Origin of the sequence: Neotamlana sargassicola (assembly GCF_020523965.1) — a bacterium.
In the GTDB taxonomy this organism is placed as follows: domain Bacteria; phylum Bacteroidota; class Bacteroidia; order Flavobacteriales; family Flavobacteriaceae; genus Neotamlana; species Neotamlana sargassicola.
Genome location: NZ_JAJAPX010000002.1, coordinates 391,917 through 408,602 on the forward strand (window position 1 = coordinate 391,917; position 16,686 = coordinate 408,602).

General features: G+C 34.5%; 9 protein-coding genes. 4 read left to right on the forward strand and 5 right to left on the reverse strand.

The window, feature by feature from the left end; translation table 11 throughout:
* Positions 1–28 precede the first annotated feature (28 nt).
* Positions 29–1,342 carry an L-fucose:H+ symporter permease gene (gene fucP / locus LG651_RS06425; protein ID WP_226695308.1) on the forward strand — a complete coding sequence of 438 codons (1,314 nt, stop codon included), beginning with the start codon at positions 29–31 and terminating at the stop codon, positions 1,340–1,342.
* A gap of 115 nt (positions 1,343–1,457) precedes the next feature.
* On the opposite strand, the gene LG651_RS06430 is transcribed toward fucP, so the two are convergent.
* Positions 1,458–3,242: a RagB/SusD family nutrient uptake outer membrane protein gene (locus tag LG651_RS06430; protein WP_226695309.1), complete on the reverse strand. Its 1,785-nt coding sequence runs from the start codon at positions 3,240–3,242 to the stop codon at positions 1,458–1,460.
* A gap of 20 nt (positions 3,243–3,262) precedes the next feature.
* Complete coding sequence (locus LG651_RS06435; protein ID WP_226695310.1) at positions 3,263–6,466, reverse strand: SusC/RagA family TonB-linked outer membrane protein; 3,204 nt, start codon at positions 6,464–6,466, stop codon at positions 3,263–3,265.
* Between the two features lie 402 nt (positions 6,467–6,868).
* On the opposite strand from LG651_RS06435, the gene LG651_RS06440 reads away from it, so the two are divergent.
* Positions 6,869–8,104, forward strand: coding sequence for a glycoside hydrolase family 88 protein (locus LG651_RS06440; protein ID WP_226695311.1), 1,236 nt, complete (start codon positions 6,869–6,871; stop codon positions 8,102–8,104).
* An 84-nt stretch (positions 8,105–8,188) separates the two neighbouring features.
* On the opposite strand, the gene LG651_RS06445 is transcribed toward LG651_RS06440, so the two are convergent.
* Genes LG651_RS06445 through kduI form a run of 3 tightly spaced genes read right to left on the reverse strand, consistent with a single transcriptional unit; the run spans position 8,189 to position 11,026 of the window.
* On the reverse strand, positions 8,189–9,364 hold the full coding sequence (locus LG651_RS06445; RefSeq protein WP_226695312.1) for a DUF4861 family protein: 1,176 nt from the start codon (positions 9,362–9,364) through the stop codon (positions 8,189–8,191).
* 18 nt (positions 9,365–9,382) lie between these two features.
* On the reverse strand, positions 9,383–10,177 hold the full coding sequence (locus tag LG651_RS06450; RefSeq protein WP_226695313.1) for a gluconate 5-dehydrogenase: 795 nt from the start codon (positions 10,175–10,177) through the stop codon (positions 9,383–9,385).
* 6 nt (positions 10,178–10,183) lie between these two features.
* A complete protein-coding gene (gene kduI / locus LG651_RS06455; RefSeq protein WP_226695314.1) occupies positions 10,184–11,026 on the reverse strand; it encodes a 5-dehydro-4-deoxy-D-glucuronate isomerase in 843 nt (280 codons plus the stop codon).
* 136 nt (positions 11,027–11,162) lie between these two features.
* Between kduI and LG651_RS06460 the strand changes: the two genes are divergently transcribed.
* Together LG651_RS06460 and LG651_RS06465 are read left to right on the forward strand one after the other, a co-directional pair.
* Entirely contained in the window at positions 11,163–12,182 is a 1,020-nt protein-coding gene (locus tag LG651_RS06460) for a LacI family DNA-binding transcriptional regulator (protein WP_226695315.1), read from the forward strand.
* A 232-nt stretch (positions 12,183–12,414) separates the two neighbouring features.
* The gene (locus tag LG651_RS06465) at positions 12,415–16,542 is read left to right on the forward strand and encodes a hybrid sensor histidine kinase/response regulator transcription factor (RefSeq protein WP_226695316.1); all 4,128 of its coding nucleotides are present in this window, start codon (positions 12,415–12,417) and stop codon (positions 16,540–16,542) included.
* Positions 16,543–16,686 lie beyond the last annotated feature (144 nt).

The window sequence follows — 16,686 nt, forward strand, 5'->3', positions numbered from 1 at the left end:
ATATCATCCAATTAAAATATTAAACTAAATGACCAACCAAACTAAAACACCAATAGTTAGTAAAGCGCTATTGTTTCCATTTATTGTAATTACTTCGCTATTTGCCCTTTGGGGAATTGCTAACGATTTAACCAACCCAATGGTTTCTGCATTTAAAAAAGTAATGCCAGAATTGTCTAATATTCAGGCATCATTGGTGCAGTTTGCTTTTTACTTCGGATATTTTTTTATGGCCTTACCGGCAGCTTTATTTATTAGGAAATTTAGTTACAAATCGGGAATTTTATTAGGTTTAACATTGTACGCAATTGGCGCATTTTTATTTTATCCTGCAGCTAAATATGAAGAATATAATTATTTTTTAGTGTCGCTTTGGGTTATTACTTGCGGTTTGGCTTTTTTAGAAACCACGGCGAATCCGTTAATTTTAGCTTTAGGCGATAAAAAAACAGCAACGCAGCGGCTAAATTTAGCACAAGCATTTAATCCGGTTGGTTCGTTAACAGGGATGATTATTGCGCAGGTTTTTGTGTTAGGCGCACTGCAATCGGATGATTATACTACCGATGCGTACAACGCTTTATCATCAAACGAATTGGCGGCTATTCGAGAAAATGATTTAGGTGTAATTAGTGTGCCTTATTTAAGTTTAGGTGTTTTGGTGTTAATAATTATGGCTATTATATTTTTTACAAAAATCCCGAAAACCCCAGAAGCCGATAAAATGGGCTTAAAAAAGTCGTTTTCAAAACTATTTGCCAATAAAAATTATGTAACGGGTGTTTTAGCACAAGCTGCATGTGTGGGCTCTCAAATTATGTGTTGGACGTACATTTTTCAGTATGTCGATAATTTAAATGCAGAAATGGGATGGAATATTACCGCGACAAATTATAACATTGCTGCGATGATTTTGTTTTTGTCTGGTCGATGGATTGGCACAGGATTAATGAAAAAGGTTAATCCGCCAAATGTTTTGGCTTTGTTTGGTTTTTGTGGGGCACTAGCCAGTATTGGGGCTATTGTTTTACCAGGAATGGCTGGATTAATTTCGTTGGTCGCTATTTCAGTATTTATGTCTATAATGTTTCCAACAATTTATGGTATTGCTTTAAAAGATATGGGCGATGAAGCCAAAATAGGTTCTGCAGGTTTAGTAATGGCTATTGTTGGTGGTGCTTTAATGCCGATAGCTCAAGCTGCTATTTTAGATTTGGGTGGCGATGGTTTTAACGATTTAAATATTTTGGGATACATTCCAGAAGTTAATGCCTCGTTTATTTTACCAGCACTTTGTTTAGCTTTTGTTGGCTATTTTGGGTATAGAAGCAGAAAAGCTTAATTAATTTTAATATCGATTGTTGCATTGATATTGATAAAATGTTTATTGCATGAAATAAAAAAAACGGCTGCAAATTAATTTGCAGCCGTTTTTTTATTTTAGGAAATTTTAATGGTTAATAACCAGGATTTTGTAACAAGGCATCGTTTAAACCCGTTTGCGATGTTGGTAATGGGAATAAGTAATTTTCTCTAGTGAAATTTCGTGTTGATTCTGGTTGAATAACTAAACATTCACGTTCCCCAACTCCCGTTGTAGTACTTTCTGGGCTGTAGCTGTAAACACCTGGAGTGTATAAAGCATCGTTACCTTCGTAAACAGTGCCCTCTATAACTGCACCATATACAGCTTCTCCTAATTCAGCTTCAGCAATGCCCCAACGTCTCAAATCTGAGTAGCGTGAAGATGATTCAGCATATAATTCAATAGCACGTTCTCTTCTAATTTCGGTTTCAATGTTCATATTATTAGCCGTTAAAAATGCATTGGTAAGTGGAGGTAAACCGGCGCGTTCTTTTAATAAATTAATAGAAGCATTCATTTGTGCATCGGTTAAAGTTCCGTTTAATTCGTATAGGGCTTCGGCATACATTAAATATACTTCTGCTAAACGAATTAATGGTATATCATAACTCTCTGTTTGTGTCGCTCTGTACGCATCTGCAGTTCCCCAGTTCCAGCTCATGAATTTAGAGTTAAAATACCCAAAGTTGTTTGTTCCATTTAAAAGAACATCACCAGTTTGTGGAATTTCTCCAAGAGCTTCATGGTGTGTAAAATAGGCTCGCATTCTTAAATCTCTGTTTTGAAACTCGTCTTGCGTATCGTAATAGCCTTCAAATAAATCGGATTCTGAAATTGGTAAACCGTCTGTACATAAAAACAAGTCCATCATTTTTCTACTTGGTCTTAATCTGCCATTGTAAACATGACTTACCAAGGTATTGGCCTGTCTAAACGTAAAATCGTATTTGCCGTATAAAATAAACTCTTTATTGCTTGCTTTGTCTAAACCAGCAGGATTCGATCCACTATCTTCAAGATTGAACAGAAAATTATGGGTTAAGCCATCTAAAACATCATTGTAATTCCAAAGTTCGAAACTTGATGAATTCATAACAGCCTCCGTTAGGGTTACTACTTCTTCAAAATACGGTGTTATATTTGCAGCATCATAACCAGCACTTCCAGCTCCAGAGCTTACCCCATCTCCATCGGTGGTAGTACCTACATATTTCATCCAAGTGGCTTCGTGTAATAAAACTTTGGCTTTAAAAGCCATAGCAGCTTCTTTACTTATTTTTCCTTTATCTTCTGAAGCAATGTTAGCTTCCAATGGTAAGCCTGCAATGGCATCATCTAAATCGGTTAGTATTTGCGCTACTACTTCATATCTGCTGTTTCGTGGTGCATATAATTCTTCTGAGTTTACATCGAGAGAACGTGTTACAAGTGTTACGCCACCAAAACGTTGTACTAAAAAGAAATATTGAAACGCTCTGTGGAATTTTGATGCCGCAACATACTCAATAATACTTTCTGTGCCAGAATAAGATTCTGCACGTTCAAGAAGTAAATTAATGTCTCGAATGTATTCATATGCGTCTGTGTAATAGTCATCATCAACAGGTGCTAAAATTTCACCTCTTCCGTATTCTTGCATATCACCGCCTTCAAAATAGCCTACTAAGTCCGAGCCATGATCGGAATAAATACCTTGGTCTCCCCAGCCAGTTAAATAAGTGTAAAACCTGTTAGAACCAGATAAGAAATGTTCTGCTTCATTGTAATAAACATCATCTGTAATTGATGCTGGTGGTGTTAGGTCAATAAACTCATCTTCACACGAAGTAAAAACCGCAAAGATGCATGGTATTATTATATATAAAATCTTTTTCATTTTTAAGTGTGTTTTTAATGTTATAAAGAAACTTTTAAACCTAATGCCCAAGTTCGCATGAAGGGATAGGTAGCATTGTTGGCTCCTGCCTGAGATTCTGGATCGTAACCGTCTTTTACCTTTGTAAATTCAAATAAATCGTTTCCTGAAAAATATATTCTAACCAAATCAATGTTAGTATTTGATATTTTTAAATCGTTAATATTATAGCCTACGATTAATGATTTTAAACGCACATAACGGTTGTTTTGCTTCATGAAATCTTTGTTAATGTAATTCCAGTTAGCCACATTGCGTTGGGTTGAAAGTCTCGGGAATTCTGCATTTGGGTTATCTTCTGTCCAGGTTCTTCCTAACCAAGTCGCCGATTGGTTTTGCCATACTTGCTGAAATGGTGCTGCCCAATATCCAGTTCGAACTAAATTTTGGTTTAAAACGCCTTGAAAGAATGCGCTTAAATCCCAATTTTTATATTTTAAATCGAAATTAAATCCAAATACATGATGTGGTGAAGAGTCTCCATGATAGGTTAAATCGTTAGTATCTATAACGCCATCTCCATTGCTATCAACAATTCTTGTGTCTCCAGGAACTAAACCTGCGGCTGTACCTTGTGTAGGCAAAATGCCCCCTGAGTAAGTTGCGTAATACTCGTCTACTTCAGCTTGGTTTGCAAAATAACCATCGGTGTTATATAGGTAATACGAGTTAATCGGCTTGACTAAAATGTTTTCATCATCATCTACGCTATTTAAACCAGCAACAATTGCTTCAGCACCATCATATTGGGTTATTTCGTTTCTAGAGTCGCTCATATTTGCAGCTACACTAACATTTAAATCTCCAAAGTTTCCACGCCATCCAATTTGGAACTCCCAACCTTTATTCACTAAAGTTCCTGAATTGGTTAAAGGCGCTCCGGCACCTAGTATGTCCGGATAAACCAAGCTCACAAGCATATCTCTATTTTGTTTTTCAAATAAGTCTAAAGAACCAAATACAGCGTTATTAAATAATTTAAAGTCCATACCAATTTCTTTATTAACTATGCGTTCCCATGAGGTGGTATCGCTAAATAAATTGCTGGCGCGAGAGGTTTCTTGTTGCCCTGCATTGGTTTGACCAAATACGGTTGTGCCAAAGCCTACGGTAGATAGGTATCCAAAATTCCCAAACCCAGAGGTACTTCCTAATTCGCCATAACCACCACGTAGTTTTAAAAAGGAAAGAATATCGCTATTATTTAAAAAGTTTTCTGCACTAATAACCCAACCACCAGATATACTAAAGTAGTTAGACCATTTTTCTCCATCTGCAAAACGAGACGAACCATCTCTTCTTCCTTGAAGTTCTAATAAATATTTTTCTTTATAGTCATAGTTAATACGACCAATATATCCAAAAGCGCCCCAGGTATTTCCTCCACCTTCGGTTTCTATACTTTGGTCTGTTGCTCCTAAATTTAAATCGTAAACACCGTAATCTACAAAACCGGTTCTTCTGGCTCTTAATGCATTATTAGTGTTTTTTTCTGCTTCTATCGCTAAAAGTCCAGAAAGGTTGTGGTCTCCAAAATTGTTGTTATAATTTAATGTAGCTTTATAATTTTTATAGGTTACATTTCCAGTTTCTTCTTCAATGTACGTATTACTTGGGTCTCTTATATACGTAGCGAAATCCCCTTGCCAGCTATATAAAGGTGCTGCAAGCGCATATTCTTGGTCTTCACTATTTTGCCTAGTTACAGAATAAGAACCTGTAATATTTAAATTATCTGTTAGTTTGTACTGTGCTTGTGCGTAAATTTTTAATTGCTCGTCTATAAAATTTTGACGTCCGCCATCAATAACTTGCGCGATAGCATTTCTGGCTCCTGTAATGTTAACACCACCAAAAACTGAGTAATATTGTCCTAAATCGTTGTAAGCAGGGAACAAAGGGGCATCGTAAGCAGCAGCTTCGCGAGCTAAACCACCAGTTGGTCCAGATATATGACGATGAAAATATGAAACATTAGTTGTTAAACTTAGTCGTTCGCTAATGTTTAAATTGTAGTTTAAAGAGAAATTGTAACGCTCAGATGAATCGTCGGCAACTTTTAAACCACCTACGTTATCATCATAACCAGCAGAAAGACGAAAATTACTTTTTTCAGTGCTTCCAGATACGCTTATGTTATGCTGTGCAGAATAAGAGTTTCCAAAAAGGTCGTCAAAACGGTTACCTTCTGCTAACCAAACTCTACCATTAATAGGTAAATCGTAGTAACCTTCTTCTCCGGCCGCTATTCTTTCAAGTGTTTCATAGTCGTTCCAGAAAAAATATCTTGGGCTTTTTCCTGCAGCTAAATCTGAATCTACAGCAGCAAGGTAAATGTCTCCGTATTCTGTCATGGTTGGTGTTGGTGGTCTAATACCAATTGTTCCCATTCTCATAATGGTACTAACATCTACCTTTACATCACCTTTACCTTTTTTAGTGGTAACTAAAATAACACCACCAGCAGCTCTAGAACCATAAACCGATGCCGATCCACCTTTTAAAACACTAATGCTTTCTATATCGTTTGGGTTCATTTCATTAAACGCTGAAGCGTTTAAGGCAGGAACACCATCAATTACTATTAAAGGTGAAATTCCGTTAATAGAAGAAGCGCCTCGAATTAAGAAGTTGATATCTTCATTTCCTGGTCTAGATGATGTACGTGTAACTACTAAACCTGGTGTTCTACCTTGTAATGCAAGAGCAGGACTACCAACAGCTAAATCTTCAAAAGCTTCAGCTTTAACTTGTTCTACAGCTCCAGTTAAGGTTTCTTTTTTTGCGGTTCCGTAACCAACAACTACAACTTCATCTAAAGCAGAGACATCAGATTCTAATGTAACATTAACGGTGCTTTGGTTACCTACCGTAACTTCCTTGGTTACATAACCAATGTACGAGAAAACCAGAACATCATTGTTAGATGAAACTGTTATGCTATAGTTTCCATCGAAATCTGTAACAGCACCGTTTGATGTGCCTTTTACCAAAACATTAACACCTGGAATGCCCATTTGGTCGTCTGCACCGGTTACGGTACCTGTTATTGTTTTGTTTTGTGTAATAGTTGGGTCTGGGTTTGCGTAGGCTTTACTGGAAAGCGTGCAAACAAAAAGGCTAAAAATTCCAAAGAGTAGTATTGGATTTTTTATAAGTGCCCGAATTTTAAATTTGTTAGTCATAAAATAGTTAATTTTAATTAGTTTCTGTTGTTTTCCTTGATTAAGGAATTTAGGACATAATTTGTTAAGACAATATTAAATAGATTCTACAAGCTTAATTTTAAATTATAGCCGAACTAATATAAATTATGATGCATTTACGCTTAAATTGGTGTACCAGTGTTGGTTATGTATCATTAAAAAACTGCTTTTAAATTGCGATTATTTGATTTTTTATACGCTGTATTTGAGAATTTTTTAAAGAATCTAGCAATAAACTAACCCTGAATGGATATTAAAAGTTTTTTAGAAAAATATGAGGATTTCGATAAATGAACCATAATTTATAGCTTATGGATAATAATTTAACACTATTAATAGGGCTTATTTATAACATTGTATTGTCGAAAACCAAAAATTAATATGAATATAATTAAGTCATCCTTAGTAATAGCATTTTTAATGATGCTGTCTTGTAATTCTACAAAAAAAGAAGCTGAAACCAAAATAGAAGAAACTGCCTTTACGTTTGAAGATGTTTTGCAGAAAAATGTAACGAAGCTAGAAAAAGTTTCAATAGGATTGGCAAAAGCAGATAGCTTACCAAGAAATATAAAAGGAGAAAATACGAATTGGGGATTTGTTAGTTACACAGATTGGTGTAGTGGATTTTGGCCTGGTACATTATGGTATGCCTATGAGGCTTCAAACAACGAAGAGCTAAAAAAGCAAGCAGAACGATTTACAGATCCATTAAAACCAATTGCGTATACCCCAGCCGACAACCATGATATTGGTTTTATGATGTATTGTAGTTATGGTAATGGTTACAGATTAACAAAAAATGAGGCTTATAAAGACATTTTATTAGCAGCTGCCGATACATTGGCGACCTTATATAACCCAAAGGTTGGAACTATTTTATCTTGGCCTAGCCAAAAGCATAAATTCAAATACAATACTATTATTGATAATATGATGAATTTAGAGCTTTTGTTTTGGGCTGCCAAAAATGGGGAAAATAAAGGGTTATACGATATTGCTAAAAGTCATGCCGAAAAAACCATGAATCATATTGTTAGAAAGGATAGTGCGGTTTATCATGTGGGATCTTTTGATGAAGAAACGGGTGAGTTTTTAAGAGGTTATACACACCAAGGTTATGCACACGAATCGATGTGGGCTAGAGGTCAAGGTTGGGGTATTTATGGGTTTTCCGTAGCCTTTAGAGAAACTGGAGAACAAGCCTTTTTAGATACTGCAGAAAAATTGGCGAATCATTATATGAATCGTTTACCAGAAGATAAAATTCCTTATTGGGATTTCGATGACCCTAATATTCCTGAAGCTCCAAAAGATGCTTCTGCAGCGGCTGTGGCAGCATGTGGTATGATTGAACTGTCTCAATTGATAAAAGACGAAAACAAAAAAGAAAAGTATTTTAATGCTGCTGTAAGTTATGTTGAAGAATTATCGTCTTCAAAGTATTTAAGTGGAGATAAAAATCAAGCTTTATTATTGCATTCAACAGGGCATTTCCCTAAAAATTCCGAAATAGATGTACCCATTATCTATGCCGACTATTATTACATGGAAGCCTTGTTAAGATTAAAGAAATTACATGCTAAGACCACGAAAAGTGAATTAGCATTAAAATAAGTATTTGAGTTAGTTAGTTAAAAAGCACTTATAAAACAGGTTTGTTTTTAAGTGCTTTTTTTATGTGTAAAAGTTATGTTTAGTCTAGTTTTTTAGGCTAACTTTTAAAGGGTTGTTTATTTGCTTTGCAAATTTAGTTAGATAGCTCTCCCACGCTTCAGGTGTTGGGTACTGCGCGGCCTCTTTCCATGCAAAACCGGCATAATATACTACCGTGTTATTTTTCACTTTAAGTTCTGCATAAGCATTACTTAAATCGATAGCTTCGGTATCGTATGTTTCGTAACCTAAAAAAGTTCCTTTTTCTGCTACAATGGCGGTGCCAATTTCGGAATCGGCATGAGGTTGCCAATAGCTTACCCATCCATTTTCTTTGTTTCCGGTTACTTTACCATCTTTTTCATGCAAGGTTAATCCAGCCGAAATAGCATCGGTTCCTTCTATGTGAGTTGTGAATTTAGACAAATTACTTCCCAAATCTAAACTTATAACTTTAGATTCTTTAATGCGTTTTTCCCCGGCATCCCACGACTCATATTCTAAATAAAAACTAGTACGAATTGGACCGGTGGTAATAGTGCGCCATTTCGTATAGTTTTTAGATAGGTGATAGGTTGTGTCTTCTTTTACAGCAATGCCACCAACACCTCTGCTGCTTCCTACATGGAAATTATCTAAACCTTCTGGAGATGGCTCGTGATAGGCACCAGGTCTTTCAGAATTTTTTTTATACCAATTGTTAATTATTGGGTATTCTACTTTTTTTAACCAAGCATCAACTCCGCTTGATAATGTGCCACCCTTTACACCGTCTTCAACCATTTTTTGTGCTACTGGTCCGTAAACACGAAATGCTACTTTGTTATTTTCCCAAGTATAATCGTCGGTGCGTTCTGGAACAAATCTAGAATAGCAAAGAGCTTCTGCTTTAGGTTTTTCGGCTTCAGTTATAGTTACAATTTGGTATGTAGTTTCACTATTGGCTTCAACTTTAGGTTGAAATAAAATTTCGTCCATGTTACCATCGCCATCGGTATCTACAGTTTGTGTTACTTGTAAAGTTCCAGTTTCTGCATTTTTAATTCCAATCGTGTTTAAATCTTCAACATTTAAAAACGATTTTGTTAGTTCTACAGTTTCGTGCGATCGCTCAAAATCTAAATTATTTTTAACGATAATTGATTTGATATTTTCTTTTTGATTACAAGAAGAAAAAATAGTGGCGCAAAATGCGCCAGCTATAATTAAGTGTTTATTCATAATATGTTTAGTTTTTGTTTAGTCTTCGTTTGAAGGTTTTCCAATAGTAGCTAAAATTCCGCCATCAACATAAATTACTTGTCCGTTTACAAAGTCGCTAGCTTTTGAGCTTAAAAAGATAGCTGCGCCTTGTAAATCGTCTGGGTCGCCCCAACGCGCTGCAGGCGTTCGGTTAACAATAAATTCGTTAAATGGGTGGCCATCTACTCGAATTGGTGCCGTTTGGCTTGTAGCAAAATAGCCTGGACCAATACCGTTGGTTTGTATATTATGTTTAGCCCATTCTGTTGCCATGTTTTGGGTAAGCATTTTTAGCCCGCCTTTTGCAGCAGCATAAGCGCCAACCGTATTTCTACCTAATTCACTCATCATAGAGCAAATATTAATAATTTTACCTTCTTTACGCTTTATCATGCCTTTTACAACATGTTTAGACATTATAAAAGGGCTTACTAAGTCTACTTTTATTACGGCTTCAAAATCTTCAACTTCCATATCTTCAAGCGGTGTTCTTTTAATAATTCCCGCATTGTTTACTAAAATATCGATGTTTCCAACTTTCTTTTCAATGGCAGCAATGTTTTTAATAACCAAAGCTTCATTGGTTACATCAAATAAATAGCCATATGCCTTTATGCCTAGAGCTTTGTAATATTCTACTGCTTTATCTAGTTTTTCTTGCGAAGACGCGCCATTAATAACTAAGGTTGCACCGGCATTTCCTAAACCTGTAGCCATGGCTTGACCCAAACCATGTGTACCGCCAGTTACTAAAGCTACTTTTCCTGTTAAATCGAATAAGTTTACAGACATATTTGCTTATTTTAATTCGTTAACTTTACAATGGTCCATATCACCATAGTCTAAATTTTCACCGGCCATTCCCCAAATAAAAGTATAGTTGCTTGTTCCAGCACCCGAGTGAATAGACCATGCTGGAGAAATTACTGCCTGATTGTTTTGCATCCAAATGTGTCGTGTTTCCTGTGGTTGTCCCATAAAGTGACATACGGCTTGGTCTTCTGGAACGTCGAAATAAAAGTAAACTTCCATTCTTCTATCATGTACGTGTGCAGGCATGGTGTTCCAAACACTTCCCGATTTTAGTTCGGTCATTCCCATTTGCAGTTGGCAAACATCTACAACACTATTTACAATGTATTTACGTAAGGTTCTTGCGTTACAAGTTTCTGGTGCACCAAGTTCCACTACTTCAACATCGTTAATACCAATTTTTTTAATAGGATAAGCTTTGTGGGCAGGAGTAGAGTTGATGTAAAACATAGCAGGTTCGCTGCTCGATTTGCTTGAAAAAACAACGTTTTTATTACCTTGACCAACGTAAAGAGCTTCACGATTGTCTAAATCGTAGGCTTCACCGTCAACTGTAATGGTACCAGCACCTCCAATATTTATTACACCTAGTTCGCGTCTTTCTAAAAAGAATTCTGCTTTTAGAGGATCTATAGTATCGAGCGATAAATCGCCTTTTACAGGCACTGCACTTCCAGAAATAAAGCGGTCAAAATGAGAATATACCAAGTTTAACTCATCGGCACGCATTAAATTATCAATTAAAAACTCGTCTCTTAAACGGGTTGTATCGTACGATTTAACATCTTGTGGTGAAGCCGCGTATCTTACTTCAAAATTATTTTTCATTTTTATCTAGTTTTAATGATTTGTATAGAATTACGATCAAAATTTAAGTATGTAAAGATAAGAAAATTTATTAAAATGCAATCGATTGTATTTTTGCTATATTTGTTGATTGTAAAGTGAAATTAAATTTGAGATTTTGAACAATAAGCCCACCATTCACGATATAGCAAAGGCCTTAAACATAAATAGCTCTACGGTATCTAGAGCTTTAAACGATAGCCCTCGGGTTACTTTAAAGACTAAGGAAAAAATTTTGAAAAAGGCCGAAGAATTAGGTTATAAACGGAACGTTTTGGCATCTAGCTTACGTAAAAACGTTACCAATACTTTGGGAGTAATTGTACCACGAATTTCTAGGCATTTTTTTTCGTCGGCAATTCAGGGTATAGAGGAAACAGCTTATTTAGCGGGTTATAATGTAATTATTTGCCAGTCCTTAGAGCAGCTGGAACGCGAACAAAGTATTGTAAATGGCTTGGTGGAAAAACGTGTTGATGGGGTTTTAATTTCAATTTCGATGGAAACCTTAAATTATCAACATTTAGAAATAGTAAAAAATAGCAATATACCGCTAGTATTTTTCGACAGGCACTGTAATGAAGCAGGAAATAGCAACGTATTAATTGATGATTTTAAAGGCGGATTTGATGCAACCGAACATTTAATTTTGCAAGGAAATAAAAATATAGTGCATTTTTCTGGTCCCAACGAATTGGAAATATACAAAAACCGATTAGCAGGTTATAAAGCAGCATTAAAAAAGCACAACATCGCATTTAATCCTGAGAATGTAATAGTAACAAGATTAATGGAGGACGATGGTTTTAAAAGCATGCAAACCATTTTAAATTTGAAACAAAAAATTGATGCTGTGTTTTCGGCAAACGATATGGCTGCAATTGGCGCTATTAAATGTATTAAGCAGAGCAATTTAAAAATTCCAGACGATATTGCCATTGTTGGTTTTAGTAACGAACCTATATCAACTGTTATTGAGCCATCTTTAACAACAATTGATCAATCTGGGTTAGAAATTGGTAAAACAGCAGCAGCGTTAATTTTAAGCTACATTGAAAATAAACAAATTCCAGAAAAAGGAGAAAATATAGTTCTTAAGGCAAATTTAATTGAACGAAACTCATCGAAACGAAACTAAACTTTAATTGTAATTTTAGGTTTTTTGATTGTTGTTTTTAGTCTAATTACTTTAGTAAGTATATTATTCTAAATAGTTAATCTTTTAAAAAGTAATATTTTTTTTGTTATTTTAATTTTTTAAATCTTGTTAAGCGAGTTATTATACTTTACAAGAAAACTACTAAACTAAACCACTTTAATTAATGCGAATTAAAATTTTCATAACATTTTTGTTATGGGCCAATCTAAGTATGGCTCAATTAAATAATCTAAGATTTGAAAACTTAGACACCTACAACGGTTTATCCAGTAGTACTTGTGTTGAAATTTATCAGGATTTAGATGGTTTTATGTGGTTTGGTACTATTGATGGGCTTAACAAATATAACGGCTACGAATTTGAGGTTTTTAGAAATATTGTAGACGATAATACCTCAATAAGCAACAACAGAATAAATACTATTGAAGAAGATAATCAAGGTAATTTATGGGTAGGAACAAACAACGGGTTAAACCTGTTTAATAAGCAAACCAATCAATTTACCAGAATAGGGTTATACGACAATCTTTCTTTGGCCAGTAGCAAAAAAAAGATAATAAACGATTTACTTTACGATGGTATTAATAACACCCTTTGGGTAGCCACAGAAATTGGCGTAATAAAAATGGAGTTAAGCGATTATATTATTAATAGTGAAAACTCTAAGTTTTCGTATTATATTCATAATCAGTTGGATGTTAATTCTATCGATAACAATAGCGCTAATGTAATTTTACAAGATAAAGAAGGAGAAATTTGGGTGAGTACTAATGGCAATCACTTAAATAAATATAGTAAAAAGAACGATAATTTTGATAGAGTTTACATTGAAAGCGATATGCCTTATGAACTCAATCATATTAGAAAAAAGGTGTTTGTTGATGAAGATGGTGACTTTTGGATTGGTAACGATATTTCTCGTTTAATTTTATGGAACAGAGAAGATAATTCCTTTAAGCAAGTAGCTTTAAGCCAAAAGAGTATTCCAGTGCACGATATTTATCAAGACAAAGAAGGAATATATTGGGTTTCTACCGATGGTTATGGCTTGTTTTTATGCGAGAAAAATAATGGTGAAGTACATTTTAAGCAAAATATTTTAAACAATTATGCCGATCCGTTTTCATTGCCAAATAATAAACCAACTAAAATTATAGAGGATAATAATGGCGTATTCTGGATGGGGAGTTACGATGTGGGTGTAAGTATGCTCGACTTATCTAGTTCTTTTGCTTATTATTATTACACACCAAATAACAGCCAAGGATTAAATCAAAAAACAGTACAATCTGTTTTGCAGGACTCTAAAGGCCGAATCTGGTTAAGCGCATATAATGGCGGGTTAAATTTGTTTAACGAAAAATCGCAAACTTTTAGTCATTACTCCAGTCAAAACACTAAATTAAGTTCCAACAAAATAATGTACACTTTCGAAAGCAGCGATGGTTTTATTTGGGTGTGTACTTTAGATAAAGGGTTAAATAAATTCAATCCAGAAACCGGGAAGTTTGAAGTTTTTTTACACGATGATAATAATCCTAATTCTATCGGCCAAAGTTCTGTTTGGACAGGGGTAGAAGATTACAAAAATAGAATTTGGTTAGGGTTAAGAGATGAAGGTATAAGTTTGTACAATCCAGAAACGGGGCTGTTTAAAAATTACAAAAACGAGTATGGTAACAAAACAAACTTACAGAGCAATAAAATACTATGTACATTTATAGATTCTAAGAATAGATTATTTGTTGGTACGTTTTTAGGCTTAAATGTGGTGAACCTGGAAGGTTTGGATTCTATTCCTAACGATATTGTTTTTAATCAAGTAGATAAAAAAGGGATTGAAGGTGTTGGTATAAATTATATTACCGAAGATCATGCCGGTAATATTTGGGTTGGCGCAGATAGTGGTGTGCATAAATTAGATGCAAATTTAAACGTAATTAAATCATATTCTTCAATAAATGGATTACCAAACAATTTGGTAGTAGGTATTCAGGAAGACAATAATAAAAATATATGGATATCTACAAAAGGAGGCCTGTCTTTATTACATCCTAATACTAATGAGTTTAAAAATTTTAATACCCACGACGGTGTTCAAGGGTCCGAGTTTCAAAGCAAAGCGATTGCAAAAACTCAAGATGGACGTATCATTGTGGGTGGTATTAATGGGTTTAATATTTTTCAGCCAAACGACATATTATATCCAGCTTCGGTAAGCCTAAAACCGCAATTAACAAACTTTAAATTAAATAATAAAACCGTTATAGCAGGCGATTCTATTAATGGTCGAATTTTGCTAAATAAGGGAATTTCGGAGGTTAACAACGTGGAATTAAAATATAACGAAAATTATATTTCGTTCGAATTTTTAGCATTGCACCTTGAAAACCCAGAAAGAGTTCGGTACGCCTACCGTATGAAAGGTTTAGATGATGAATTTATTAACATAGGATCGAACCGCTTAGTAAACTTATCGAATCTAGAAAATGGAGACTACAATTTTGAAGTTAAAGCATCAATAAATAACAACTGGGAAAATGCACAAACGGCATCGGTAAATATAACCATATTACCTCCAATTTGGCGCACTTGGTGGGCTTACTTAATATATTTTGTGTTAGGAGTATTAATATTTTGGTTAATAATGCATTATTATACCTTAAAAGTGCAAGAAGGTCAGCTTCGAGAGTTAGACCAAATGAAGCTTCAGTTTTTTGTAAATGTGTCTCATGAATTTAGAACACCGTTAACACTTATATTAAATCCGGTCGATAAAATATTATCGAATTTTAACAACGACCCAGAGGTTATTAAAAACTCGGCCTTATCTATTCAAAGAAGTGCTCGTAGATTGCTGCATCTAGTAAACCAGTTACTAGATTACAGAAAAATGGATGCAGGTATGTCTCCAGTGCAACTCGAAAAAGGCGATATGTTAGTATTTGTTCAAGATATATTTTCTTTATTTAAAGGTTTGGCATTTAAAAAAGAAATAGAATATAAATTTAAAAGCTCTTCCGATAAAATAATAGCTATTTTCGATTTTGATAAAGTTGAAAAAATTGTAACAAATTTAATATCAAATGCTTTAAAATTTACAACTAGTGGCGGACGTATAACAGTATCAATTAATCAGGTAAAAAGTAATGCAAATAAGCCGAAGTCGCTGTTTTTCTCAAATAAAAAATTAAGTGATTATGTTGAGATTATTGTAAAAGATACAGGTGTTGGACTAGATAAAGAGCAGTTAAAAAATATATTTTCACGTTTTCATAATGCCGACCCAACAAAAACAGGAACAGGTATAGGGTTAAATTTTACAAAAGCATTAGTTGAGGCACAAGGTGGCGAAATACAAGTAGAAAGTAAATTTAAAAGCGGTGCAAAGTTTATTGTAAGGCTACCATTAAATTTAGGAGCGAAAGCAGAAACAGTTGAGAATGTTAAAGACGAATTCTTAATCAATTCAATTAAAACGGTAGAGTACGATATGTTAATTACGGACGATGTTAATATTGCTGTAAGAGACAATGAAAACGTTAAAAACACCTCTACAAATACTAAAAAGCCTGTTGTACTCATTGTTGAAGATAATAAAGAGTTGCGTACCCATTTAAGTAACGATTTAAGTCAGTTTTATCAAGTAAAGCAAGCAGCCAATGGGGAAGAAGGATTAAAAAAGGTAAAAAAAGCGCTTCCAGACCTAGTAATTAGTGATGTAATGATGCCAAAAATGAATGGTTTTGAGTTGTGCGAGGCAATAAAATCCGAATTTGAAACCTCACATATCCCAGTGTTACTTTTAACAGCAAAGACCCTAGAAGAAGATAGAATTCATGGCTATCAACATGGTGCCGATGGTTATTTATCCAAGCCATTTGTAACAAGTGTGCTTATGGCTCGCATAAAAAACTTACTCGAATCTAAAAACCGATTACGAAAACGTTACTCCGAAATAGGCGGCGTGTTTCCTTCTAGCGAGGTAACTACAAATAATTTAGACGAAGTATTCCTCGATAAAGTCACTAAAGTTATTTTAGATAATGTTAGCGATTTAGACTTTAAGCAAGAGCAACTATTAAAAGAAATAGGTATTGGTCGTTCTCAATTTTACAGAAAAATTAATTCTCTTACAGGTAGTAACCCGAGTAACTTTATTCGAACTATTCGCCTGCGTTATGCTTCAGAATTATTGTTAAAAGATCAATATTCTATTAAGGAAGTTACGCATATGTCAGGTTTTAATTCTACCGCATATTTTAGTAAAACCTTTAAAGAACTCTTCGATTTAACACCTAGCCAGTTTATAGATGAAAATGCTGTTAGTAAATCTTAATGAATCCAGAAAATTGGTTTTTACCATTAACCATTCCAGATAATTTTGTATCCGAGTAAGCTTAGCTATTAACCAAGTGATACGAAAAGAGGTGTAATTCAAATTTTATTTGAATTACACCTCTTTTTTCTTTGTCTTTTTTTA

Coding starts and splice junctions, on each gene's coding strand:
- LG651_RS06435 (WP_226695310.1), bottom strand. CDS start 6,466: ATGACTAACAAATTTAAAATTCGGGCACTTATAAAAAATCCAATACTA.
- kduI (WP_226695314.1), bottom strand. CDS start 11,026: ATGAAAAATAATTTTGAAGTAAGATACGCGGCTTCACCACAAGATGTT.
- fucP (WP_226695308.1), top strand. CDS start 29: ATGACCAACCAAACTAAAACACCAATAGTTAGTAAAGCGCTATTGTTT.
- LG651_RS06440 (WP_226695311.1), top strand. CDS start 6,869: ATGAATATAATTAAGTCATCCTTAGTAATAGCATTTTTAATGATGCTG.
- LG651_RS06450 (WP_226695313.1), bottom strand. CDS start 10,177: ATGTCTGTAAACTTATTCGATTTAACAGGAAAAGTAGCTTTAGTAACT.
- LG651_RS06465 (WP_226695316.1), top strand. CDS start 12,415: ATGGCTCAATTAAATAATCTAAGATTTGAAAACTTAGACACCTACAAC.
- LG651_RS06445 (WP_226695312.1), bottom strand. CDS start 9,364: ATGAATAAACACTTAATTATAGCTGGCGCATTTTGCGCCACTATTTTT.
- LG651_RS06430 (WP_226695309.1), bottom strand. CDS start 3,242: ATGAAAAAGATTTTATATATAATAATACCATGCATCTTTGCGGTTTTT.